Source organism: Kitasatospora sp. NBC_01300, assembly GCF_041435235.1.
In the GTDB taxonomy this organism is placed as follows: domain Bacteria; phylum Actinomycetota; class Actinomycetes; order Streptomycetales; family Streptomycetaceae; genus Kitasatospora.
Genome location: NZ_CP108408.1, coordinates 6,084,778 through 6,109,681, shown reverse-complemented (window position 1 = coordinate 6,109,681; position 24,904 = coordinate 6,084,778). Strand labels below are relative to the sequence as shown.

Annotated in this window: 14 protein-coding genes; 5 read left to right on the top strand and 9 right to left on the bottom strand. The window is 75.3% G+C overall.

What is annotated here, in order from left to right; genetic code table 11:
* Positions 1 to 75: 75 nt before the first annotated feature.
* The 3 genes from OG556_RS26720 to OG556_RS26710 all read right to left on the bottom strand — a co-directional run bounded on the left by OG556_RS26720 (position 76) and on the right by OG556_RS26710 (position 5,484).
* The gene (locus tag OG556_RS26720) at positions 76 to 2,388 is read right to left on the bottom strand and encodes a hypothetical protein (RefSeq protein WP_371520249.1); all 2,313 of its coding nucleotides are present in this window, start codon (positions 2,386 to 2,388) and stop codon (positions 76 to 78) included.
* A 205-nt stretch (positions 2,389 to 2,593) separates the two neighbouring features.
* A complete protein-coding gene (locus tag OG556_RS26715) occupies positions 2,594 to 4,183 on the bottom strand; it encodes a lipase maturation factor family protein (protein WP_371520246.1) in 1,590 nt (529 codons plus the stop codon).
* A 227-nt stretch (positions 4,184 to 4,410) separates the two neighbouring features.
* The gene (locus OG556_RS26710) at positions 4,411 to 5,484 is read right to left on the bottom strand and encodes a GAF domain-containing protein (protein ID WP_371520243.1); all 1,074 of its coding nucleotides are present in this window, start codon (positions 5,482 to 5,484) and stop codon (positions 4,411 to 4,413) included.
* Between the two features lie 420 nt (positions 5,485 to 5,904).
* Between OG556_RS26710 and OG556_RS26705 the strand changes: the two genes are divergently transcribed.
* The 5 genes from OG556_RS26705 (at position 5,905) to OG556_RS26685 (ending at position 11,267) form a co-directional block, all read left to right on the top strand.
* Positions 5,905 to 7,179 carry an acyl-CoA dehydrogenase family protein gene (locus tag OG556_RS26705; RefSeq protein ID WP_371520240.1) on the top strand — a complete coding sequence of 425 codons (1,275 nt, stop codon included), beginning with the start codon at positions 5,905 to 5,907 and terminating at the stop codon, positions 7,177 to 7,179.
* Between the two features lie 488 nt (positions 7,180 to 7,667).
* Complete coding sequence (locus OG556_RS26700; RefSeq protein ID WP_371520237.1) at positions 7,668 to 9,830, top strand: ATP-binding protein; 2,163 nt, start codon at positions 7,668 to 7,670, stop codon at positions 9,828 to 9,830.
* On the top strand, positions 9,830 to 10,261 hold the full coding sequence (locus OG556_RS26695) for a roadblock/LC7 domain-containing protein (RefSeq protein WP_360205186.1): 432 nt from the start codon (positions 9,830 to 9,832) through the stop codon (positions 10,259 to 10,261). The genes OG556_RS26700 and OG556_RS26695 overlap by 1 nt, the downstream gene beginning before the upstream one ends.
* Positions 10,258 to 10,638: a DUF742 domain-containing protein gene (locus OG556_RS26690; protein WP_363579557.1), complete on the top strand. Its 381-nt coding sequence runs from the start codon at positions 10,258 to 10,260 to the stop codon at positions 10,636 to 10,638. The genes OG556_RS26695 and OG556_RS26690 overlap by 4 nt, the downstream gene beginning before the upstream one ends.
* Before the next feature lie 53 nt (positions 10,639 to 10,691).
* Positions 10,692 to 11,267, top strand: coding sequence for an ATP/GTP-binding protein (locus tag OG556_RS26685; RefSeq protein ID WP_371520233.1), 576 nt, complete (start codon positions 10,692 to 10,694; stop codon positions 11,265 to 11,267).
* A gap of 115 nt (positions 11,268 to 11,382) precedes the next feature.
* Here OG556_RS26685 and OG556_RS26680 read toward each other — a convergent pair whose 3' ends face one another.
* The 6 genes from OG556_RS26680 to OG556_RS26655 all read right to left on the bottom strand — a co-directional run bounded on the left by OG556_RS26680 (position 11,383) and on the right by OG556_RS26655 (position 24,878).
* Complete coding sequence (locus OG556_RS26680; protein WP_371520230.1) at positions 11,383 to 11,862, bottom strand: MarR family winged helix-turn-helix transcriptional regulator; 480 nt, start codon at positions 11,860 to 11,862, stop codon at positions 11,383 to 11,385.
* A 100-nt stretch (positions 11,863 to 11,962) separates the two neighbouring features.
* Entirely contained in the window at positions 11,963 to 13,948 is a 1,986-nt protein-coding gene (locus OG556_RS26675) for a hypothetical protein (RefSeq protein ID WP_371520227.1), read from the bottom strand.
* Positions 13,945 to 17,682, bottom strand: coding sequence for a DUF5682 family protein (locus tag OG556_RS26670; RefSeq protein ID WP_371520224.1), 3,738 nt, complete (start codon positions 17,680 to 17,682; stop codon positions 13,945 to 13,947). The genes OG556_RS26675 and OG556_RS26670 overlap by 4 nt, the downstream gene beginning before the upstream one ends.
* 4 nt (positions 17,683 to 17,686) lie before the next feature.
* Positions 17,687 to 18,856, bottom strand: coding sequence for an AAA family ATPase (locus OG556_RS26665; protein ID WP_371520221.1), 1,170 nt, complete (start codon positions 18,854 to 18,856; stop codon positions 17,687 to 17,689).
* Positions 18,853 to 24,024 carry a hypothetical protein gene (locus OG556_RS26660; protein WP_371520218.1) on the bottom strand — a complete coding sequence of 1,724 codons (5,172 nt, stop codon included), beginning with the start codon at positions 24,022 to 24,024 and terminating at the stop codon, positions 18,853 to 18,855. The genes OG556_RS26665 and OG556_RS26660 overlap by 4 nt, the downstream gene beginning before the upstream one ends.
* The gene (locus OG556_RS26655; RefSeq protein WP_371520215.1) at positions 24,021 to 24,878 is read right to left on the bottom strand and encodes a DUF4132 domain-containing protein; all 858 of its coding nucleotides are present in this window, start codon (positions 24,876 to 24,878) and stop codon (positions 24,021 to 24,023) included. Before OG556_RS26655 ends, OG556_RS26660 begins: the two co-directional genes overlap by 4 nt.
* Between the last annotated feature and the right edge of the window lie 26 nt (positions 24,879 to 24,904).

Sequence of the window (24,904 nt, the reverse complement as noted above, 5' to 3'; positions counted from 1 at the left end):
CCCGCGCGGACAGCGGAAGGGCCCGGAACGCGGTCTCGCGTCCCGGGCCCTTCGCCGTTGTTCCCCGCTGGTACGTCAGCCCCGCGCGGCGGTGACGGCGGCGCCCAGCGCCTCCTTGATCCGCGGCCCGAGGCGGGCGAAGCCCAGCTCCTTCATCGCCGCCCGCAGCAGTTCCTCCTCCGTACGCTTCACACCGTCACCGTCCACCCACCGGACGACGGCGAGCAGCTCGTCGGCCGAGTAGGCGGTCACGGGCCGGCCGGGCGTGAAGTCCGGCTTCTCGGGCCGACCGGCGGCAACGGGCGCGGGCTCGACGGCGGGCGCGGGCTCGACGACCTCGACGACCTCGACGACCTCAGCCTCGGCCACCGGCTCCGCAACAGCGGCGGACTCAGCAACCGGCTCCACCTCAGCCACCGGCTCGTCGGCCTCTGCCACAGGAACCTCGACCACAACGACCTCGGCAACCGTCTCAGGCTCGACCTCAGCCACCGGCTGCACGTCCTCAATGGCCTCGGTCTCTTCAACCGACTCCACGACAACAGCGGCGGGCGCTTCCTCGACGGCCTCAACCTCGGCCACCGGCTCCACGACAGCGGCGGACTCAGCAACCGGCTCAGCCTCAGCCACCGGCTCGACGACGGCAACCGGCTCGACCTCGGCCACGGAAACCTCGACAACCGCCTCGGGCTCCACAGCCGGCTCGACGACGGCGACGGCGGGCGCCTCCTCGACGACCTCGACGACCTCAGCCTCGGCCACCGGCTCCACGACAGCGGCAGGCTCAACAACCGGCTCGACCTCGGCCACAGGAACCTCGACCTCGGCGACCTCGGCAACCGTCTCGGGCTCCACAGCCGGCTCCACCTCGGCCACCGGCTCGACGACGGCGACGGCGGGCGCCTCCTCGACGGCCTCGACGACCTCGACGACCTCAGCCTCGGCCACCGGCTCCACGACAGCGGCAGGCTCAACAACCGGCTCGACCTCGGCCACAGGAACCTCGACCTCGGCAGCCTCGGCAACCGTCTCGGGCTCCACAGCCGGCTCGGTCGTCTCCTGCTCGACGACGGGCGTGTCCTCCAGGACCGACGCCTCCTCCGCGAGCTCGACCTCGGCCACGGCCTCGACAGCGGGAACCTCGACGGCGGCCTCGGCCTCCGTGGTTTCCGTGGTCTCCGCCAGGGCGGCGGTCGCGGCGGCCACCAGGTCGTCGGCGGCCGGGGACGGCGCCGGGAGGGAGACCACGACAGCGGACGGAGCTTCCTCCGTCACCTCTTCCTCGGCTGCCTCGGCCGTCTCGACCACGGCCTCGGCCTCGGCCTCAACGTCGTCCGAGCCCGCGTCCGCGTCGGTCACCGTCTCCTCGGCCGAAGCCGAAGCCGAAGCCGGAGCCGGAGCCGGAGCCTCGACGGCGCTGCCCTCCCCCGCGAGCCCGTCGCGCTGGCCGCCGGCCAGGGCCTGGCGGGCGGCGAACGCGGCTTCGGCGGCGCGGCGGTCGGCCCGGGCGGCGGCGAGTTCGGTGAGCAGGTCGCCGAGGCCGGCTTCCTCCAGGGTGGTGCGCAGCCCGCGGATGGTGGGCAGGCGGTAGAGCGTGCCCTCGTCCGCGGCGAGCCGCTCGACGAGGTCGACGAGCTCGGCGAAGGCCAGCCCGTCGAGGTCGTGGTCGGGGAGCAGTCGGGCGAGGCCGCGCAGTCCGGTGTTGATCGCCTCGAAGGCCTGGGCGGTCCGCTCGACCAGGGCGCCGTCGGCGGGGACGACCGGCAGGGTGCCGGCGGGGGCGAGGGCGGCCCAGGCGCGGCGCTCGACCTCGGCGGAGGCGAGTGCCTCGTGCAGGTCCTCGCGGCGGATGCGGCGGTCGGTGGCGAGGGCCGTGGCCTGCTTGCGCAGGGAGCGGGCGCGCAGCCAGGAGAGCTTGACGCCGTTCTCGCGGCGCCAGGTGCCGTCGGCGGTGGCGGCGGCGAGGGCGCCGAGGTCGGCGTCGTAGGCGGCGGTGGTGAGGGTGGCGGAGGTGCGGTGGACGCGCTGGAGCATCTCGACGAGGAGTGCGGCCTTGGCGACGGTGTCGGGTTCGTCGAGCTTGGCGTCGGCGGCGAGTACGGCGACGGCGTCCCAGGTCTGCTGGAGGTCGCGGCCGCGCAGTTCGGCGAGGGCGGTGGAGGCGGCCCGGGCGTCCTCGGGGGTGGCGACGGTGTCGACGGCCGCGTACCAGGCGTGGGTGTCGGCGGTGAGGGTGAAGGCCCCGAGTTCGGCGTAGCGGCCGAGGTCCTCGCGGAGGTCGGTCTCCGCCGTGGTGGCCTTGGCGTCCTGGGGGTCCTTGACGTCTGCGGCGTCGGCGACGTCCGCCGGGTCGGCTGCGTCGGCGTTGCGCGAGTGAAGCACTGTCATGTGAGGTCCGGTTCTGGGCGACGACGGCGGGGCTGGCGGCGAGGGGGCGGCGGACCGGTTGCGCGGGGTGCCCCGGGGGCGGGGCTGGGGGGCGCGCGGGAGGGCCGCCGGTTGTGGACGCCCAGAATACGGGTGCCCGTTCGAGCCTTGCACGCACCCACCGCCCGACGGGCCGGTGTCGTGTGCCATACCCCCCGCCTGGCCGCTACCCGGGAGGGCCGCACGGGTGGTGGGACGTTGGGCCGGACGGGTGCTGGGGCCCGCGGCCGTCGGGCCGGGCGGGCGGGGTCCCCGGGCGGGCCCCGGGCCGTCGCGGCCGGTCCAGCGGGACGGCGCGGAGCCGCCGGCCGAGGGGTGGGCGGTACCCGGCGCGGCCGAGGGAGCTGAGGTCGACCGGCGCGAGGTACTCGTGGAGCGCGGTGCGGTGCCACCATGCGCCGGTTTCCCGCAGTTCGCGCCAACTGGTGAACCGGTAGAGGTAGAGGGTCGCCCGGACGTGGGTCGGCGGGGTGCCGGGAAAGGGGTTGTGGCGCAGCAGGCGGAGGGTGGCGGGATCGCCGGCGAGCAGGCGGGCGACGAAGGGCAGGAACCAGGGGCGGGCGTAGGCGGGTGAGATGCCGGCGAACCACATCAGCCAGTCGAGCCGCAGGTGGTAGGGGGCGTACTGGCGCGGGAGACGGCGCACGTCGCCGGGTTTGCCCTTGAAGCCGTACTCGTGCCAGACGGTGTGCGGGGTGAGGGTCGGTTCGTCGGTGCCTTCGACGACGACCTCCTGGCGGACGCGGCTGATGCTGCCGAAGGCGCCGTAGGTGTTGACGAGGTGCAGCCGGTTGAAGGAGCGGTTCATGGCCTGGCCGCGCGAGACGAGGTTGCGGACCGGCCAGTAGCTCAGGACGGCGACGGCCGCGGTCAGGGCGATCACCAGCGCCTCGAACCAGACGGGCGCGGCGGGGTGGACGCGGGCGTGGAGGGGCAGTCCGACGCGGGCCGGGTCGACGGCGGCGAGGGCGAGCGTGATCGTGAGCCAGTTGAGCCAGGCGAAGTTGCCCGAGGCGATCAGCCACAGCTGGGTGGTGACGACGGCGCAGGCGGCGTAGCTCGCGACCGGCTGCGGGAGGAGGAGGCCGACGGGGACGACGAGTTGGACGAAGTGGTTGGCGGCGACCTCGACGCGGTGCAGCGGGTCGGGCAGGTGGTGGAAGAACCAGCTGAGCGGTCCGGGCATGGGCTGGGTCTCGTGGTGGTAGCGCAGGCAGGTGAGGTCGCGCCAGCAGCGGTCACCGCGCAGTTTGATCAGTCCGGCGCCGAACTCGACGCGGAAGACCAGCCAGCGCATCAGCCAGAGCACCAGGGTGGGCGGGGCGGTGTCGGCGTTGCCGAGGAAGGCGGCGAGGAAGCCCGCTTCGAGCAGCAGCGACTCCCAGCCGAAGGAGTACCAGGTCTGTCCGACGTTGACGATCGAGAGGTAGAGCCCCCAGAGCACCGCCCACAGCAGGACGGACGCCCAGAGCGGGACGGCGTCACCGAGTCCGGCGGTCACGGCGGCGGCGAGCGCGGCGCCGCTCCAGGCGACGGCGGCGAAGAAGCGGTCGCTGTAGTGGAGGTGGAACAGTCCGGGCGCGTGGCGGAACGGGACCCGGGCGGTGAAGCGGGGCACCGGCAGCATGCCGTCGCTGCCGATGAGGGCGCGGAACTGTGCGGCGGCGGCGAGGAATCCGATCAGGTAGAGGCCGGCGAGCAGGCGTTGGACGAGCAGTCGGCTCAGCCAGTAGTCGGGGGCGGCGAACCAGTCCATGCGGCCCATGCCTACCACCGGCGGCCGCCGGGCGGGTCACGGCCGGGGTGCGGGCGGCGGCGGTTCACCCGCACGGGCCCGCACCCCGGACGCACCGTGGCGGGGAGCCTCTCCTCGGGGGTGAGAGGCGCCCCGCCACGGTGGTGGGTGGTGCGCGGTGGTGCGGTTCGACGAGCGGTGGTGCGGAAGGGGACGGCGACGCCGCGCGCGGACGGCGGGTCGGCGGCTCAGTTCGGCAGGACGAGTCCGGACTCCCCGGCGATGCCCGGGCGGCCGGCGGGGGTGGCGCCGCTCTGTTGGAGCCGGTCGACCAGCAGGGCGGCCAGCGTGCCGAGTTCCTCCTCCGTGCGGGACTGCGCGGTGACGTCCATGCCGACGGTGAGGACACCGTTGACCTGGCCGGTGCGCGCGGCCCGCAGCGGGGTGCAGGTGAAGCTGAAGACCTGCTGGCCGCGCTGGACGTCGGGGCGGCCTGACTGGATCCGGACGTCGTTGAGGACGGTGCTGCGCCCGGTGTGGTAGGCCTCGACGATGGCCTGCTGGAGGCCGGCGGCGCCGAGCTGCGGGTAGGCCAGGCCGATCGCGCCGTACGCCACCGGGGCGCCGAAGGTGTCGGCGTGCTGGGCGTTGGCGTAGCGGATCTCCTGACCGGGGCCGTCGGTCAGCATGATGGGGAACGGGGAGCCGTCGAAGGCGGCGAACATCTCCTGCTGCTGGGCGAGCAGGTTGTCGCGCAGCCGGATCTCGGAGAGCAGCGCCTCGGCGAGGTGCTGGATGTCGCGCAGCCGCTCGCGCCCCCACTGCCGGGGTTCCCGGTCGAGGACGCAGACGGTGCCGATGACGGTGTTGGTGTCGTCGACGAGCGGGGCGCCGAGGTAGGCGCGCACGCCCAGTTCGTCGACGACCGGGTTCCCGGAGAACCGGGGGTAGGCGAGGATGTCGTCGAGCGCGAGGGGGGAGCGCTGGGCGACGACGTGCGGGCAGAAACCGTGACTCAGCGGCATCTGACGGGTGGGCAGGTCGAAGGCGATGCCCCGATCGGCCCAGGAAGCGCCGTCGTCGACCGCGACGTCGTTCGAGTTTGGCGGAATGTAGAGCCCCCGGAACATCTGGCGCTCGTCGTTGATGAAGTTGACCATCGCGATGGGAGCGCGGGTGATGCTGGCGGCCAGGTGGGCGAAGCGGTCGAAGGCCTCGTCCGCGGACGGTTCGTTGAGACCAAGGCTGCGCAGCCTGCGGGTCCGCTCGGACTCCCCGGCGGCACCCGGGAACTGGCCTTGAGTGCTCATCACATCAGTCATGGCGCACATGTAATCAGACATCCGGGCGGTTCGGTGCTCCCGGTCCGGCTCATCGCCGTTGCTGATGGACAGTCAAAGCCGCATGTGAGCGGCCGCTCAGCAGGTTGCCGCAACGGGTCAAGATCACTTCCCACTCAGAGCCATGGCAAAACTCCTCAGCGTAAGGACGGGCCGATTTCCGCCAATTCAAGATCGACTCTGGGTCAGCACAGGAGGCCCATACGACAATGAGCCCTGCCGAAGACACGGGCGGCATTCCCAACCCCTGGGAATCCGCCCCGAGTTCCGCATGCACCGATTGCGACGGGGCAGTCGGCCGCCACCACCTCGAACCCCCACTCATCTCCGGGGAGCGGCTGGAGCGACTTCGACAGCACGGACGGAGGCACGGCACATCCACTGACACGAGAGGACCCCAGCATGGCGATGGACTACTTCACCGACGAGCGCCACGAGAGTCTCCGAGCGGAGGTCCGGGAGTTCGCGGAGAAGGAGGTACGCCCGCACGTGGCCCGAATGGAGGCCGAACGGACCGTCGAGTTCGAACTGTCGCGGGAGATCGCCCGGCGGGGCTGGATCGGGGTGACCATTCCGCGCGAATTCGGCGGACTGGGGCTGGGGCACCTCGCCAAGACCGTCATCGTGGAGGAACTCGCCCGCGTCAGCGGCGCCATGGGCGCGGTGACACAGGCCTCACAGCTCGGCGTCGCCAAGGTCATCCACTTCGGCTCGGACGTCCAGCGGCGCAAGTGGCTGCCGAGGTTCGCCTCCGGCGAGTCGCTGCCGACCATCGCCGTCACGGAACCGGAGTGCGGCGGCCACGTGCTCGGCATGTCCGGCACCGCCCGCCGCGAGGGCGACCAGTACGTGCTCAACGGCCGCAAGTGGTTCGTCGGCAACTCCCACATCGGCGACGTGCACGGCGTGGTCCTCCGCACCGGCGAGGGCAGCAGGGGCCTGTCCGCGTTCCTGGTCGAGAGCGAGCGCCCCGGCTTCCGCGTCGGCGAACTCGGCTCGCAGAGCGGCCTGCACGGCTTCAGCTTCGGCGAGATCGTCTTCGAGGACTGCCGCATCCCCGTCGGCAACCGGCTGGGCCTGGAGGGCCAGGGCCTGGACGTCGCCTACTCCTCCTCCACCCTCTACGGCCGGCTCAACCTCGCCGCCGTCGCACTCGGGATCCACACCGCGATCGTCGAGGACACCGCGCGCTTCGCCGAGGGGCGGGTGCTCTACGGCAAACCGATCAACCGCCTGCCCAACATCGCGCTGAAGCTCGGCGAGATGCAGTCCAGGCTGATGACCGCCAAGCTGGCCGCCTACCACGCCTCGCACCTCCTCGACCACGGCAGGGCCTGCGACGCCGAGCTGATGAACGCCAAGCTCATCAACACCGAGTACGCGCTGGACTCCGCGCGCAACGCCATGGAGATCCACGCCGCCCGGGGCCTGCAGACCGAGTTCAGCATCGAGCGCTACCTGCGCGACGCCACCCACGTCTACCCGCCGGCCGGGACCTCGGACGTCCAGCGGCTGCGACTCGGCCAGGTCGCCTGCGGCACCTACGGCAAGCAGTGGTCGGCGGAGCTGTCCGACCTGGCGAGCTGGGCGTGGACCGAACTGTCCCAGCGGGAGGCCGCAGTGGAGCTGCAGGCCTTCGGCGGCGGGCAGGTGGTGCCGATACCGCTGGCGGGCTGAACCGGCGCCGCGCGCCGACGCACCGGTGGGCCTGCCCACCGGCGGACCCACGCACCGGCGGACCCACGCACCGGCGGACCGGGCTGTCGGGCTGTCGGACGAGGGCGAACGTTCGGCGCGGCGGTGAATTGACCTGTTCCTGACGACTCTCCGGGAGGTTCTCCCGGCCCCCGGAGAGCCGTCCGCGCACCGTCCACGCGCCGCCCGCGACCGACGTGAGCTGCGACTTTCCGCCGGCGGACACTCCTTCCGGATGCCTCCGTCATTGTTATAACCCGTCCACATATCGTCAGTTGATGTTGCGATGAGGGCACTTGGGACTGATACCGTTCCTGCCGTCGGCGGCCGTGCTGCACCCCCGCCCGGGCGATGACACCGCGTCACCCCGTCCGGCCACCCCGGCCGTGGCGCCCTGAAGCCCCGGACGGACCGCGTACAGGTCGGCCCGCCGTTCGGCCCAGCGACTCGGCCCTGCAACAAGGAATCAGATGCCAGGCATATCGGCTCCCCGCACGGCCCACCGCGCCGGCCGGTCCGGCTCGCTCCGCAGCTCACTCCTCGCCCTCGTCCTGGTCCCCGGCCTGGGCCTCGCCGCCGCCTGGGCCTACGCCGCCTACCTGCTGCGCGGCGCCGAACACCGCACCGCCGTGATCGCCGGAAGCGCCGTCGTCGCCCTGGTCCTGCTGATCAGCCTGGTCCACGGCATCCGGACCGCGCGAACCCTGTCCGCCCGCCTCGGCGCACTGCGCGCCGACACCCTCGCACTCGCCCGGGACGAGATCCCCGAGGTCGTCGGACGGCTGCGCGCCGGGGAGCCCGTGCCCACACCGCCCGCCTGGTCGCCGTCCCGCCGGACCGGCGACGAGGTCCAGCAGACCTCCGACGGCCTCGCCGCCGTCCGCCAGGCAGCCGTCGCCGCCATCATCCACCAGGCCCAGGGCCGCGAGGGGACGAAGAAGGTCTTCCTCAACATCGCCCGCCGCACCCAGATCCTGATCCACCGACAGATCAGCATGCTCGACGCCCTGGAGCGCGAGCACGAGGAACCCGAGCTGCTGCGCGAACTGTTCGCGGTCGACCACCTCGCCACCCGGATGCGGCGCAACGCCGAGAACCTCGTCATCCTCGGCGGCGCCCTGCCCGCCCGGCGCTGGCGCAACGCCGTGCCCATGGTCAACGTGCTGCGCAGCGCCGTCTCCGAGACCGAGAACTACGCCCGCGTCGTCGTCCAGGGCGTGCCGCGCGCCTCACTCAGCGGACAGGCCGTCGCCGACGTCATCCACCTGATCGCCGAACTCATCGAGAACGGCACCACCTTCTCCCCGCCGTACACCCAGGTGCAGGTCTCCGCGCAGGAAGTCCCGAAGGGCCTGGCGGTCGAGGTCGAGGACCGCGGCCTCGGCATGGGCGAGGACGAGTACGAGCGGCTCAACGACTACCTGGCCAACCCGCCCGAGCTGGACGTCTCCGCCCTCGGCGACGACCTGCGCCTCGGCCTGTTCGTCGTCGCGCGGCTGGCCGCCCGGCACGACATCCAGGTCACCCTGCGGCCCTCGCCCTACGGCGGCACCCGGGCCGTGGTGCTGGTGCCGTCGGTGCTGCTGGAGCAGGCCGACCAGCCGGCCGCCATGGCCGGGCTGCCGTCCGGCGCGCGGGTCACCCGGACCCCTGTCCCCGAGCCCCTGCGGGCGGCGGGCGGCACCGGCACCGGCACCGGCGGTCCGGACGGGGGGCTGACCGGCGCGCTCGCCGGAGTGCTCGGCGGGCTGATCGGCACTGGGCCGGGCACTCCGGCGCCCGGGGCCGAGCCGGGTGCGCCCGGCGGGCCCGGGGCCGGCGGTGTGGCCGGTGGCCCGGCGGTGCCTGATGTCCCCGGTGTTCCCGGTGTGCCCGGTGCTCCCGGTTCGGGTGGTGTTCCCGGTGCGGGTGGCAGCGGTGTGATCATCGGCGAACTGCTCGCCCAGTACCCCCTGGACGGCGGCCCGGTCGGAGGAGCCGCCCCCGGCCCGGCCAACGGCGGTCTGCCGGTCGGTGCCGAGATACCCGGCCTGCCCGGGGCCGTGGTCGTCCCCCGGCCCGCCTTCCCGCGCCCGTACGAAGTCCCGTCCGACGGTTCGCCCGGTGAGCCGTCGGCCGACGGCCGTGCTGCGGACGTGCCGGCCGGGACCACGGCCGGGCCCTTCGACGGCGCCACCGCCGAGCCTCCTGCGCCCGCCCACGAACGCTCCCCGGAGGGGCACTCGGACCGTGGCCCGGACGGCGAACTGCGCACCCCGCGGGTCCTGCCCCAGCGGGTCCGCAATGCCAGCCTCGCCGAGCAGCTCCGCGAGGCCCACGCTCCCGGCGCCATGCTGCCCCCCGTGGTCGGCCCGCCGCCCCAGGCCGGGCCCTGGCACGGAGCCGCCGGGGCCACCGGACGAACTGGGGCCACCGGAGAAACCTGGGCCGCCAGGGCCGACGACCCGTCGCCGCAGCGCTCCCGCACCACCATGGCCGCCATCCAGCGCGGCACCCGGACCGCCCGCGCGGCCGACCCCGGCGCGCCGACCACCCCCACCGCCCCCCAGGCGCCCGCCGCGCCCCACTTCCCGGCCGCACCTGCCGCCGCCCGGGAAGCCTCCGCCGTTCAGGAAGCCAAGGAACAGCAGTGATGACGCAGCACACCGACACCCAGCGCGACCTCAACTGGCTGCTGGACCAGCTGGTGGCGCGGGTACCCGAGACCCGGCACGCCATCGTCCTCTCCGAGGACGGCCTGCTGGTCGGCATGTCCCAGGGGCTCGACCGGGCCGACGCCGAACACCTCTCCGCCGTCGCCTCCGGCCTGCAGAGCCTCGCCCGCGGCGCCGGCCACCGCTTCAACGGCGGCCGGGTCCGGCAGACCGTGGTCGAGATGGACCAGCTGTTCCTGTTCGTCACCACCGCCGGGCAGGGCGCCCGGCTCGCCGTCCTCACCAGCGAGCAGGTGGACGCCGGGCTGATGGCCTACGAGATCAACATGCTGGTCAAGCAGGTCGGCCAGTACCTCACCGCGGCACCGCGCAGCGACGCAGGCCAGGCCGGCGCGGGCGGCGGTGCGTGACCGCCGACGCCGACGAGGCCTGGTTCTACGACAAGGACGCAGGCCATCTGGTCCGCCCCTACGCGATCACCAACGGGCGCACCGGCCCGGTCCGTGACGGATTCGCGCTGATCACCCTGGTCGTCACCTCCGACCCGCGCACCGACACCAGTCGGCTCACGCCCGAACCGGCCGCGATCCTCGACCTGTGCCGCGAACGCCCGCTGGCCGTGGCCGAGATCGCGGCCACCCTCGACCTGCCGGTCAGCGTCGTCAAGGTGCTGCTCGACGACCTCGCCGAGGCCCGGCTGATCCTCACCCGCGCCCCGGTCCAGCTCGCCGAGGCGCCGGACATCTCGCTGATCCAGGCCGTGATCGAGGGCGTCCGCCGGCTCTGACCCCGCGGACCCGACCGCCCCGCACCTCTCAGTCCCACTCCAGGAGACCCGAATTGACGACCCAGAGCCTGGTGCCGGGCGCGGTCAAGATCCTCGTCGCCGGCGGCTTCGGCGTCGGCAAGACCACCATGGTCGGCTCGGTCAGCGAGATCGAACCGCTGCAGACCGAGGAGCGGATGACCCGCGCCAGCATCGGGGTCGACAGCCTCGACGGCGTCCAGGGCAAGTCCACCACCACCGTGGCGATGGACTTCGGGCGGATCACCGTCCGCGAGGACCTGGTGCTCTACCTGTTCGGCACACCCGGCCAGTTCCGGTTCTGGTTCATGTGGGACGACCTCGCGCTCGGCGCCCTCGGGGCGATCGTCCTCGCCGACACCCGGCGGCTCGAATCCAGCTTCGCTGCCGTGGACTTCTTCGAGCAGCGCGGCATCCCGTTCGCGATCGGCGTCAACTGCTTCCACGGCCGCCGCGACGCCAGCCCCGAGGACGTCCGGCGCGCCCTCGACCTCGGCCCCGAGGTCCCGATCGTGCTCTGCGACGTGCGGGAACGGGCGTCCAGCAAGGAGCTGCTGCTCGCCCTGCTCGACCAGGTGCACCGCAACGCCCTGTCCGCCGGGGGGCGTTGAGCGTCCAGGCCGTGCGGGCCGTACTGGCTTGCTGGCTTGCCGCGTCCGGGGCCGGACCCGGCCTTGGTGTCGGGGTCGAGGGCAGGTCAGGGCCGGGTCAGGTCGGGGCCGGGGTTCAGGCGTTGGCCGGGGTGCGGCCGGTGAGCCCGGCCGGACCGTCGAGTCCGGAGAGCGCGTGGACCAGCGGTGCCAGCTCGGGCACCTCGGCGGCCTGCGCCAACGTCGCTTCCAGGGTGGCGTCGTGCACCGGGCGGGCGGCCGTCAGCAGGGTGCGGCCCTCCGGCGTCAGCTCCGTGTAGATCCCGCGCCGGTCGTCGGCGCAGAGGTAGCGGCTGAGCAGCCCACGGTCCTCCAGCCTGGTCACCAGGCGGGTCGTCGCGCTGCTGCTCAGGGCGGCGGCGCGGGCCAGCTGCTGCATCCGCATGTGCCACCCGTCCTGGCGCGACAGGGCGTCCAGCACCGTGTACTCGACCACCGAGAGCCGGTGCTCCGCCTGCAGCGCCTTCTCCAGCGCCGCGTCGATCAGCCCGTGCAGCGCGGCGAGAGTCCGCCAGCCACCCGCCCGGACCTCGGCCGCGTCGTCGCGGATACCCATAGCTCGCTTTCCCTTCCACTTCCCCGCACGTCTCACGACGTCTTCCCTGCGACAAGTATGCCAGCCGACGCGGATTAGCTGTCTATGCAAATAGTTTTCCTTATACCTCCCCCCGATGCCGGTCCGGAGCGGGCTCCCCGGCCCAGGCGGCGGCACAGAGCGCGGTGGCCAGCTCCTCCGTGTAGCAGGCGGCCGCCAGCCAGGACCCGGCGAAGGCGTCGTGGTCGTCCGGGACCACCCGGCCGAACACGTCGCGGCGCCGGTCGGCCGCGGCGGCCCGCAGGGCGTCCAGGAGCTCGGCGGCCGTCACCAGCCCGGCGGCGCGCAGCAGGCTCCCGTCCGCGGCCGCCGTGGCCGCGCTCGGGGCCAGGGCGTGGCGCCCGGTGGTGACCGCCTGCTCGACCCGGCGGCCGAGCACGTGGACGGGTGGACCGTACGGGGCCTCGCTCGGGAGACCGGCCGGGAGGCCGGGCCCGGCATCGGCGGGGGCGGCATCGGCGGGGGCGGTGGTCGGCTGGTCGGCAATCCGCTGGTCGGCAGTCTGGAGGTCGGCGGTCTGGAGGCGTTCGAGGCCGAGATTGACCCGGTCGGCCCGGTCCGCGGGGACGGCGAGCGAGGGAAGGCCGGGGGTCGCGGGGGCCGTCGGGGACTCCGGGGGTGTGCCGACCGCGAGCAGACGGAGCTCCGGGCGGTCCGATCGCTCCAGGCGGCCGATCACCCGCAGCCGCAGGCCTGGCGCGGTGGCGAGCAGTGCGAGGTTCGCCCGGAAGGCCAGCCCCGGGTGCTCGTGCCCCGCGCACAGACCGACCACCAAGCCGCCGTCGGCACCGTCGGCACCGCCCTCGCAGCGTGCCAGCAGCCGCAGCGATCCGCCCGGGCCGGCCGGAGCCGGGCCCAGCAGGGTCACGTCCAGGAACAGCAGGTCGCTCCCGGCCGGGCGGCCCTCGTACGGCAGCGACTCCGCCGCGAGCGCCCGCGCCACCTGGGCGGCCGCCGGTTCGGCCCAGAGCGTGGCCACCGGCTCCGCCGTCCACGCCGCGCCCGCCGCCCGGACCGCCCGGACGGAAGCACCCGCGCCCAGCCGCCCGGCGGCGGACCGGGTCGCGCCCTGGACGGCCAGCCCGGCACGGCTGAACTCCCGGTGGCTGAGCGGGGCCTCCCCCAGCCGGACCGTCCGGTTGCCCGCCCCGACCGCCTGCGGGGCCGCGGCGGCCGCGTCACCGTGCGGCATCACCTCGGCCACCGTGCTGAGCCGGCCCCCGGCGTCCACCGCCCAACTCACCACTCCCGCATGCGTGGCCGTCAGCACCGGCTCGGTGAACAGCCCGTACAGCCGCAACCCGCCCTCCTCGCCGTACGCCTGGCGGGCGGTGCCGCGCAACTCGGCGACCGGGCCGCAGCCGGTGCTCAGAGCGGTGGTCAGGTCCAGCAGTTCACGCAGACCGGCCACCAGGTCCGCCAGTCGGTGGTCCGGCGCCCCGGACCGGGCCGCGCGCACCCTCGTCACCACCGCGACCGCCGCCGCGGCCGGGCGGTACAACCCCGCCAGCCGCGCCCGGTGGGCCGCCCGCAGCAGCTCGGCCTGCGCGACCGCCCCCGCTCCGCTCACCCCGGCGGCCAGCACCGCGCACCCGGCCCGGTGGAGGTGGCGGGCCGCCGCCACCTCCACCGGGGTGGGCCCGGCCTCGGGCTGCGCCTCCGCCGAGGACGCTGGGGCGGCCTCGACCGGTGTGGCCTCCTCCGTCTCCTCAGCCAGATCCGCCAGATCCGCCAGCTCGGCCGGCTCGGCCAACGGGCAGAGCGTGACCGCAGCGGCCCGGTGCACGCAGGCCGGGGCCAGCAGGCAGCCGCAGCGCACATCGTCCGCATCCGCGACCACCGCGCCCGGGGCGTGCAGCACGAGCGCCGTCTCCTCGTCCACCTCCACCCGCCACTCGTCACCGCAACGGGTCACCGGCCGCTCCGCGAGCTTCGCCGCCGCGCCGTCCAGCCGCTTCTGCAACCGGGCACTCAACCCGGCCACCACCTCCGCGACCACCTCAGGCCGGACCGCCGGCCAGCCGCTCGTCCGCTCCGCCACACTCATCGCACCTTCTCCCCCACCCAGCGGGCCAGTTCCAGCGGACTCAACGCCGCCACGGGCATGCCGGCCGCGACCAGCTGGCCCGCGACCGCCTTCGAATAGCGGGCCGTCCCCGTGTCGTCCAGCGCCGCGCAACCGAGCAGGTGCACTCCGGAATCCACCAGTGCCCGGGCCTGGGCCAGCAGCCCACCCACCGGACCGCCCTCCTCGAAGTCGCTGACCACCACGACCAGCGTCCGGGACGGCACCGTCACCAGCTTCCGCGCGTACCGCAGGCCGCCCGCGATGCTGGTGCCACCACCGATCCGCACCTCCAGCAGCACACTCAGCGGATCCTCGACCCGCTCGGTCAGGTCGACGATCTCGGTGGAGAACGCCACGAAGTGGGTGCTCAGCGAAGGCACCCCGGCCAGGATCGACGCCGTCAGCGCCGCCCAGACCGTCGACGCCTCCATCGACCCGGAGACGTCCACGACCAGGATCAGCCGCCAGTCGGCCGACTGCCGGGCCCTGGTCCGGAACACCGGGCGCTCGGGCACGATGAGGGTGCCGCCGCCGCCCGACGGGCGGGCCGTGGCGAGATTGGCGCGAATGGTCCGGTCCAGGTCCAGTCCGCCACCCGGCCGACGCGTCGGACGCGGCACGCTGATCCCGGTCAGCGCCGGACGCAGCCTGGTCGCCAACGCGCGCGTCAGCTCGTCCACCAGACGCCGCACCAGCGGACGCAGCCGCGCCACCCTCGCCTCCGGCAGGCCGCCCGCGTGCTCCAGCACCGTGCGCAGCAAGTCGACCGACGGGCGGACGGCCCCCGGCTCGATCGCCTCCAGGACGTCCGTCCGGCCCTGTGCCACGGCGGCCGCCAGCACCTCCTCCCGGACGCCCGGCCCGAACAGCGCCGACAGTTCCTCGGCCCACTCCCGCACCCCCGGGAAGGGCGCCTCGCGGCCGCCCCGCCCGGACCGCCCGTCCAGGCCCGGGCCGGAGCCCTCGCCTCGCCCGCTGCCGTACAACTCGTCCAGGGCGGTGGCGAGTCGGGCGCAACGCCCGCTCAGGCCACCGCTGCCGGGGCGACCGAGGAGCAGCCGCCAGCGCTCGGCCGGGGCGAGGGCGTGCCGCGTCGCGACGGGCACGGAAGGAAGAGGGTGGGCGTGGTGCGGTGGCTCGGGCACCGGATCGCTCCCGGGCGCCGGCAGCAGTCCGCGCCGGGCCAGCGCCGCGCGGGCGGCCAGATCCGCACGGACCCAGCCGGCCACCACCGCCGGTGGGACGTCCTCGGGCAGGCTCGCGAGCCGGGCACCCAGGCGTTCCTCGACCAGGACCAGCAACCGGTCCCGGGCGGCCGGGCTGAGCGTGTCGAAGCCGCCGCGCAACGCCGGCAGCCGGTCCAGGAAGGCGGCGTCGGGCAGCGAGGTGATCCGCTCCAGCACGGGCTCCAGCGCCTCCGGCGCGGCGGCGAACAGCCCCTCCGCCGCCGTCAGCAGGCCGACCAGCCCCCGACCGAGCGCGTGCCGGGCCTCCGGACCGGTCGCCCCGTCCACCCACGAAGCCGCCCGCCCGCCCAGCACCTCCGCCCGCTCCCGGCCCAGCAGCACCCGCACCGCCCCGGCCGCACCTCGCACCAACGGACTCCCCCGGTCCGCGAGTTCGGCCAGGACGTGCCCCAGCCGCAACCCGCCGTCCAGGTCCGCCCGCCGCGCCAGCTCCACCAGCGCCCGTGCGTCCGCCGGATCGTCCGACCCGCCCAGCCCCTCCAGCTGGCGCACGGCCGCCACGGTCAACACCTCGCCCACCGCCCCCAACCGCCCCGCGGGCCCGACCGACGCCCCGCCCGCATCGGGTGCATCGGGCAGCAGGTCGGAGCCGTCGGAGCCGTCGAGGGCGTCGGGTGAGGGGTACCCCGGGAGGTGGCCGGCGGCGAGGCGGTCGAGGAGGGCCAGGGCGTCGAGGAGTTCGGGGAGGGTGCCGGAGGACGGGAGGACGGCGGCGAGTTGGGTGAGGCGGGTGTCGGCGAGGGCCGGGAGGCCGCAGGCGGCCGCGTCGGTGAGGCCTTGGAGGACCTCGCGGGCGGTGGGGCCGTCGGCCTGCTCTTCTCGGCGGAGGCGTTCGCGCAGGGTGCCTTCGGCGGCCTGCGCGGGAGTGACGCCTCGGGTGCCCGCGACGGTGAGCATCGCGGCGGTGGCCGGGGTCCAGTGGAGGTTCCAGCGCGAGCCGATGGTTTCGGTGCCGCCCGCGCCGGTGGTGGTGACGGGGTCGGCGTAGGAGACCCCGCAGGTGGTGAGGCGGTGGAGGAGGATCTCGCGGCGGCGGTCGAGGGGGGTGCGCAGCGGGTCGAGGCGGAGCTCGCGGGGCTCGGGGTCGGCGGGGCCGGGGAGGCCGAGGTCGGCGAGGAGGGTTTCGACGGCGGGGGCGAGCCCGCTGCGCGGGGCCGCAGGGGTGGCGCGGCCGGTTCGGGTGCCGACCAGGACGCGTTCGAGGGCCCGGGCGACGGCCCGGCCGCGGCCTAGGGGTTCGCCTTGGGCGAGGACGGTCTGGACGGCTTCGACGAGTTCGCCGCGGCCGGGGGCGGCGTGGCCGCGCAGGCGGGCGAGGTCTCCGGCGAGGCGGACGATCTCGCGGGCGTCGGCCGGACCGGAGGGGTGGTCCTGGCTGCGCAGCGCTTCGCAGATCCGGACGGCGGTGGTGGTGAGGGCCCGGGTGAGGCGGTCGGGGTCGCCGCCGGCGTCGAGGACGGTGTGCTGCCACTCGGGATCGCGGATGCCCGCCGGATAGCCGGAGCGGGCGTCGAGCAGCGGGTAGGTGTAGGGGATCAGGGAGAGGGCGTGCCCGAGGTCGTCCGGGTGCGGCGGTTCCTCGGTGGTGGCGGGCCCGTCGAGCAGGGCGGGCGCGTGGAAGGCGCCGACGACGGCGGCGACCCGACGCCCGCCGGCTGCCGCGGCCCGGATCCGGGCCCGCATCCAGGCTTCGCGCCGCAGGTCGTACAGGTCGACGCCGGGGCCGGTCTCGGCGTCGCGGCGCAGCGCCCAGCCGACCAGCAGGGCGGCGCGCCGGACGGCGTCGGGGGTGGAGCCGGGGGCTGCGGTCTCGACGAGGCGGTCCCACAGGTCGTCGTCGGCATCGCGGCCGGTGAGGCGGTGGCGCAGCGCGTCGGCGACGCCGGGGGCGCCTGGGGTACCGGCGACGGGCTGCTGCTCTTCGTGGGGCGTGGTGCGTCGGGCGAGCGGGAGGTCGCAGGCGAGTGTCTCGACGCCGTTGCGCCGGGCCCAGCGCAGGGCGACCAGTTCCGGGGAGAAGTCGGCGAACGGGTAGAAGGCGAGCCCGCCGGGGCCGGAGTCGGCGGCGGGGCCCCGGCCGCCCTCGCGGCCGGCCGGGGCGGCCGCGAGGGCGACGGGGGCCTGGGTGGCCTCGTCCGCCAGCCAGCCGAGCCAGGGCTGGAACTCGGCGGGGAGTTCGACCAGCACCACCTCGGGTTTGGCGGCGTCGAGCAGCGCGGGGAGGACCGCGCTGAGCGACGGCGCGTGGTGCCGCACGCCGATCAGGTAGGGCCCGGGCCGGCCGGTGCCGGAGTCCGCCAGGTGGTCGGCCGCAGCCCGGACGGCCTGGCGCGGGTCGCCCAGGCCGTCCGGGCCGTCCGGGCCGTCCAGGTGGTCAGGGCCGAGCGGACGGGCGGGGCCGTCCTGGTGGTCGCGGCCGTCCTGGCGATCAGGGCCGGCCGGGGCGGGCGTCACCGTGCTGGTCATCGCCTCATGCCTCCAGGGCCGAACGGAGGTCCCACAGGGTGCGCCAGGTGCCGGCGCCCTGTTCGGCGCGCCGGCGGACCGGTCCGTCCCAGTAGCCGAGCAGCCGGGCGGCGTCGGCCGGGTCGTCCTTGCGCACGACGCCGATGAGCTGGCCGGGGAGGCGGCCGAGCAGGTCGCCGCCGTCGGGCAGGTAGGCGGCGGTGACACCGAGCGCGGTGGCGACCGAGACGGCTTCCGCGGTGCTCATCACGGTGGACGGGCGCTCGACGTCCCAGCCTTCGGTGGAGCGGCCGGTGCGCAGGTCGCGGAAGGCGGTGACGAGGGCCTCCAGGACGGCGTCGTCCACCGCGTAGGCGGCTCCGGCCCGGGCGACGGCGACGGTCGACTGCCGGCGGACGAGTTCGACCTCGGCGGCGAGGCTGGCGATCGGGCCGACCGTCTCGAAGTTGAACCGCCGCTTGAGCGCCGCGGACATCTCGCTGACGCCCTTGTCCCTCAGGTTGGCGGTGGCGATCAGGGTGAAGCCGGCGGCGGCGTGCAGCTGACCGTCCGGGGTGCCGGCCAACTCGGGGACGGCGACCCGCCGTTCGGAGAGCAGGGAGACCAGCGCGTCCTGCACCTCGGGCAGGCAGCGGGTCACCTCCTCGACGCGGGCCACCGCCCCGGTGGTCATCGCGGTGAGCACCGGGGAGGGCACCAGGGCGTCCCGGCTGGGCCCCTTGGCGAGCAGGAGGGCGTAGTTCCAGCCGTACTTGAGCTGGTCCTCGGTGGTGCCGGCGGTGCCCTGGACGGTGAGCGCGCTGGTGCCGCAGACGGCGGCGGCGAGCAGTTCGGAGAGCATGGACTTGGCGGTGCCGGGCTCGCCGACGAGCAGCAGGCCGCGCTCCCCGGCGAGGGTGACGACGCAGCGTTCGACGAGGGCGCGCTCGCCGACGAACTTCTGCTCGATGGCGAGGCCGCGGCGGCCGGCCTTGAGCTTCTCGCCGTCGCTGCCCATGACGAAGGTGACGACGGCGCGCGGGGTGAGCCGCCAGCCGGGCGGGCGCGGGCCGGTGTCGTACGCGGCCAGGAACTCCAGTTCGGTGGCGTGCTTCTCCTCGGGCGGGATGATCTGCCGGCTCGCGGTGGCGGTGTCGGCACTCAGCGGCGTGCTGTTCGGCGGTGTGGCGCTCATCGGCGGGCCTTCCTGCGCTTGCTGGTCTGGAGCTCTTCGTAGCCGGGGGCGTCGCCGTCGAGGGTCCGCTGCCAGGCCCGGGCGAACAGATCCGGGACGGGCAGGTGGGGCAGCGAGACGCGGTGGGTGGGCAGTTCGTAGAGCGCGGCCTTCCAGGTCTCGGCGGGCAGGGCGGGGGACTTGGCCTCCTGCCAGCCGCCGGGCAGGAAGAGGGTGCGGCCGGCCCGGGCCCGCTTGGCCTCCAGCACCAGGTCGGTGGCGGCGAGTTCGGCGCGGGCGCGCTTGAGCCTGGCCGGCTTCCAGCCCGTCCAGCGGGCGACGTTGCGGTCGGTGGGGTCGGGCAGGGCCAGCAGTTGGAGGTAGAGCACCGCGGCGTCCTCGCCGAGGCCGTGGGCCCGGGCTGCCTCGGCGACCAGGTCGGGGACGGTGAGCTGCGGGTGCTGCAGCCAGGCCGCGGCGTCACCGGACGCGGCGGCGGAACTGACGGCGGGGCTGGCGGCGGCGGGGCCGGCGGCGGCCGCCAGGCGCTCCACTTCGCCGCGCAGGACGGCCTCGATGGCGCCCCGCTCGGAGTCCAGCCAGTAGCCGGCGCCCAGCCCGCCGAGCAGTTCGAGCACCGGGTCGTCGGGGCCGGTGAGCCCGGCCGGGCGCAGCCAGACCCGCTCGTACTCGTCGTGGTACGGCGTCAGGACGAGGGCCGGGCCGCAGTCGACCAGCCCGGTAGGGCCGGCTCCGCCCACGGCCGGCAGGCCGAAGTGGGTGCGCAGGACGGCCGACATCGAGGCGCCCTTGGTGGTGTGGACGAGGTGGAGGTCGAGCAGCAGCTCCGGATCGGCGAGGCGGCTTCGCAGCGCGGCGGCGGCCGCGGGCAGCAACGGGCGCAGCGGGCTGTCGGCGGGCAGGTGGTAGGCGAGCCAGCGCAGGGCGTCGACGGCGCGGCCGAGGTCGCCGGGGGCGGGTGCGGCGCTCTGGTCCTCGGCGAGCAGCTGAGGGGTGGAGCCGCCGTCGCCGCTGAGCCGGAAGCCCGTGGTGCCGGTCAGCCAGGGGGTCTGTGCGGGGTTGAGCACCGCCTCGATGTGTTCGATCCGCGCGCCCGTGACGGTGGCCTGGGCGGTCTCGGGGAGGGTGACGAGCCGGCCGAAGTGCCGGATCCAGGCGGCGGCGCCGGCGTCGACGTCGGGGCCCTCCGTCCAGAGGGTCTTGGGGTCGGCGGGCAGCAGGGCGCCCCAGACGTCGGCGAGGGCGCTCCGGTCGCGGCCGCGCAGCCAGTCCCGGGCGGCCCTGGCCTCGGTGGACTTGAGGCCGTACTCGGCGAGGCGGTCGGCGGACAGCACGGCGCTGTGCCACTGGAAGAGCCCGGGCGGCGGGCTGAGCAGCAGGGCGGCGCGGGCGGCGCCGATCCCGGTGAGCCCGCCGAAGGCGGTGGCACGGGCGGGCTGCCAGGGGACGCTGCCCCGCAGCGCGGCCACCCGCCAGAACTTGGCGATCCAGGCGGCGCTGACCCGCTCCTCGGTGCCGCGTTCCTTGACGGTAGTGAAGTGGGCGACGGGGCCGAACGCGCCGCTCGGGTCGTGGTCGACGGCGTACCACTGCTCCGTGCCCTCGTGGTGCCGGCGGTGGCCGAGGATGACGACGGTGCGGTCGCCGTGGCGCAGCACCTGCCCCTCGCGGGGGACGGCGGGCTGGCGGCGGTCGGTGCGGTCGGCGGGTTCGCCGAGGACGATCTCGCGCAGGGCGGCGCCGCGGTCGGCGAGCACTCCCTCGGTCAGTTCTCCGAGGAGCAGCACGAGGCTGGAGCGGTGGGCCGGTTCGGTGAGCGGGGCGGCCACCGCGTAGGCGAGGGTGTCGAGACGGCCGAGCAGGTGGAGCCAGCCGTGGTGGGTGTCGCCGTGTTGCAGGGTGACGGTGGCCGGGGTGCTCCAGCCCTCGCCGGTGGCGGTCGGCGGGTCGGCCAGGACGGCGGTGACGGCGCGCAGGTTGTTGAGCACCCGCCACCGGTCGCCGTCGCCCCAGTTGGGGCCGAAGCAGGCGACGTCGGGCAGGAGGGTGGTGACGGCCTCGCGCAGTTCGTGGTCACGGCCGTGCTCGGGCCGGTACTCGGCGGCCTCGGCCTTGGACGGCTTCTCGGCCTCCGGCTGCGGGACGAACCGGGCGGTCCGGTCGAGCAGGTCGGCGGCGGTGCGGGCGAGCCCGGCGACCCCGGCGAGCAGCAGCGGGTGGCTGATGCCGGGCAGGACGGTGCCGACCGCCTGAACGGGCAGGGCGCGGCGGGCGCCGCCGGAGCGGGCGAGCGGGCGCCGGACGCCCTGGACGGTGATCCAGCGCTGCTCCTCCTCGGGCGCGGGCCGGCTGTCGGTCGGCCAGGCGGCGTCGATCAGGCGGGCGGCCTGCTCGGTGTCGACGCCCCGCAGGACGCGGGAGCCCGCCTCGTCGCGGGGCCGCAGGGCGTGCCAGTGGTCGAGCGGGGGGACGAGCGCGGTGCCGGCGGCGGCGAAGTCCCCCGGGCGGCAGGGGCGCAGGTCGATGCTGCGGTCGGTGTCCGTGGCCAGGTCGGGCAGGGTGAGGGCGAGGCCGCCGCGCTGCGCCTCGGTGACGACCGGTCGGGCCTGGCCGGGGAGGGTGAGGCGGCCGACCGGGACGTGGTCCGGGTGGCCGTCGGTGATCGGCAGGACGATGGCCTGCCCGTCGGCGGTCGTGGTGGTGACGGCGCGGCCGGGGTCGATCCGGACCCAGCTGCCGAGCACGGTGCCGTCGGTGCCGAGCGGCGTCTGCTCCAGGCCGGGCTGGAGCGGCAGCAGTCGGGCGCGGGCGGCGGGCAGCCAGCCGGCGGCCGCGGTGGCGGCGATCACCGGTGGTTCGGCGGCGCGGCCGAGGACGCCGGTGTGCGGGTCGAGTTCGCGCAGGACGGCGCCGTCCTGGCCGTAGCGCAGCGTCCAGTGGCCGGTGCCGTCGCTGAGGACCCGGTGTTCGCCGGGCATCCGGGTGTCGCCGGGGTGCAGCGGGCGTTCGCCGGTGGTGCGGCCGCCGCCGGGCAGCGGGAGGGAGGGGGGCTCGGGATCCCGGTCGCCGTAGTAGTAGCCGGCGATGGACTCGCCGGTGAGTTCGATGACCTCGCCGGGCCGGCTGGACCAGTAGGCGTGCTGCTTTCCGTCCTGGTACCAGGCGACGAGGAGTTCGCCGTCGACGAAGCGCAGCCGGGGCTGGTTCCAGCGCTCCTTCGCCGGGGGCAGGCGCAGGGTGTGCTCCAGCAGGACGCCCTGCGGGCCGACCACGACGGCCTGGTCGTGGCGGGCGAGGATCAGGTGCGGCCAGGCGTCCTCGACGATCAGGCCGGTGAGGCGCCCGCCGTTGAGGCCGGGGGCGGCGGGCGACTCGGAGTCCGGTCCGGCGGAGCCGGGGTCCGCAGGGTCCGCGGGCTTGGTGGGGTCGGCCGGGTCGGTGAGCTTGGCCACGGCCTCTTCCAGGGCGGGCCAGCCGAGTTCGTCGAGGATGCCGGCGCCGAGCGCCCCGGCGAGCAGGCCGGTGACGTCGAGGGCGGCGATCCGCTCGGCGGCGGCCGGGGCGACGGCCCGCACGGCGGTGCGGTACGGGCTGAGCGACTGCACCAGGTCGGTGGCGGCGGCCAGGCCGCGGGCGGCGGTCAGCTCGTCGGCCCGGAGTTCGGCCCACTCCTCGAACAGGCGGCGCAGCAGCGGCAGGGCGGGCACCTGCCGCTTGACGGCGGTGTCCCAGGCGGGCGGGGTGGCGGCGCGCAGGGCGGGCCGGAAGCGCGGGTCGGCGGCGACGGCCGCGAGGCCGGTGCTGTCGGCGCCGCACTGGTCGACCCAGTCCTTGAGGTCGAACCGGTGGGTGGCCGACGGGTCGGCGACGGGCACGCCGTCGGCGAGCAGCTGGTCCAGCAGGTCGAGCTGGGTCCGGCTGCGGCGGACGTCGGTGTACAGGTCCACCGGGACCCCGTCGGCCCGCAGCCGCTCGGCCATCCGGCCGGCCAGGGCGACGGTGGCGGCGCAGCTGGGCCGGGAGCGCCAGCCGCGCCCGAGGTGGTGGCACCAGCGCTGGAGCCACGCGGCGGCAGGCTCGGCGCCCTCGGTGCGCGGGCCGGTGAGCAGCTGTTCGGCCCCGGTCTCGGCGAGCAGGTCGAGCCAGGCGGTGTCGTTCAGGGCGGTGTCGGTGCCGACCGGGTCGGGCATCAGCTCCAGCAGGCGGGCCCGGACCGCCGGGTCGCGCCGGCCGAGTTCGGTCAGGGAGCCGTGCCAGGACTTCCAGAACGCGCCGGGCGCCCGGTTGACGCCCGGGGCGGCCAGCAGTTCGGCGAGCAGCGCCTGTTCGTGCTCGGCGCGGTCCAGCCCGGCAGCCTTGATCAGCGCGCGGGCGTCCTCGGCGACCCCGGCGTAGGGGGCCATGCCAGCGGCGGAGCGCTCGGTGCACAGCTGGTGGAAGCGCTGCCAGGCGGTCAGCGCGTCGAGCCGCCCGGCGAGCTCCTTGACGTACTGGCGCAGGGACTTGACGGTGAGCGCGCCGGCCAGGGCGAACTCCAGGAAGACGGCGCGCAGCCGCTCCTCGTCGACCGTCAGGCGGTAGGTGCGCTCGGCCTCGCGGGCCTTGCCGAAGTAGCTGGCGGCGTAGGTCCGGTTGCCGTGGGCGAGGAAGATCCGGCCGACCTCCTCGCAGAAGGTGGGCAGGAAGTGCGGCACGGCGCGGCCGAGACGGGCGGCCAGCTCCTCGAACCCGTCCTTGGCGGTGCCGGGCTTGGACCGGGCCTGGCGGGAGAGCCGTTCCATCTCCTTGACCAGGGCGAGCGCGTGGTGCCCGTTGGCCGGGTCGTGGACCAGCGCCCAGGCGGGGAAGCCGAGCGCCTCCTGGCGGACCTGGCCGACCTCGGCGGGCGCGCCGTCGGGGACCAGCCCGAGGAAGTCGACGGCGAGGTCCTCGGCCGGTCCGAGTGCGCCGGGGACCAGCCGGACGATCCGGCGCCCGTCGAGCGCGGGGTGGGTGTAGGCGCGGGCGGTGAGCACGTCGGCGGCGCTGTCGGGGCGGCCGGCGCCGGGCAGGGTGCCGGGCGGGAGCACGGCCCCCGCGTCGAGCAGCCGCTCGTGCGGCCCGGTGTCCTGGGCGGGCGCCCGGCCGGCGTCCTGAACGGCCCTCTGGTCGAGTCCGGTGGCGGTCATGCGGCGTCCTCCCCTTCGATGGTGCGGCCTGCGTACAGTGCGGCGGCCATCCGCATGCCCTCGGACCAGGCGATCGGGCCGACCTCGGCGAGCGGCAGTACCCGGCCGTCCGGGCCCGCCCAGCTGAGCGCGCCCGTCTCGCAGGCGTCGTACTCGTAGTAGTCGCCCACCCAGACGCGGGCCTCGACGGTGCGCCCCGCCTCCACCACGGGCTGGACGGCGGAGCCGCCGCGCACCCGGTGGCCGAGCCGGGCGCAGCGCCCGAGCAGCTCGCGCAGCTCCCGGTAGCGGCCGCCGGCGTAGGTGGTGACCTCGGTGCCGGCCGGCAGTTCGTCCGGCCGGTGCCAGACCTCCCGGTAGAGCTGCGGCACGCGCTGGGAGACGCCGAGCTCGACGGCGAACTCGCGCAGGTCGTCGAGGTCCGGGAGCAGCACGGGGTGGGGTATCAGGATCTCGCCGTCGGTGAGCCGGACGGTGTCGCCGTCCAGGTCCACCAGGCCGATCCCGCGCTCGGCGTCCGCACCGCGCAGGAAGCCGGCGACGGCGCCGTCCGGGCCGGTGACCACCAGGTCGCGCAGGACGGCCTGCCAGGCCTCGTCCGCCCAGACCGCGGTCAGCACGGCGGCGGGCACCGGCAGCGAGCGGACCATCCACCGCTCGACGTCCTCCTGGCAGCGCCGCTCGTGCGCGGCCAGCCACTCGGTGAGCTGCCTGAGCTGGATGACCACCGGATCGTCACCGAGCTTCGAGGGCAGGGACTTCAGCTCGCGGCCCGCCGCGTTGCGGCAGACCACCTTGCCCTCCCCGTCGAGCGCGACGCGGTACCCTCCCGCGCCTGTTTCCACCCATGCCACGAACGTCTCCTCCCACCTGCCGGTCA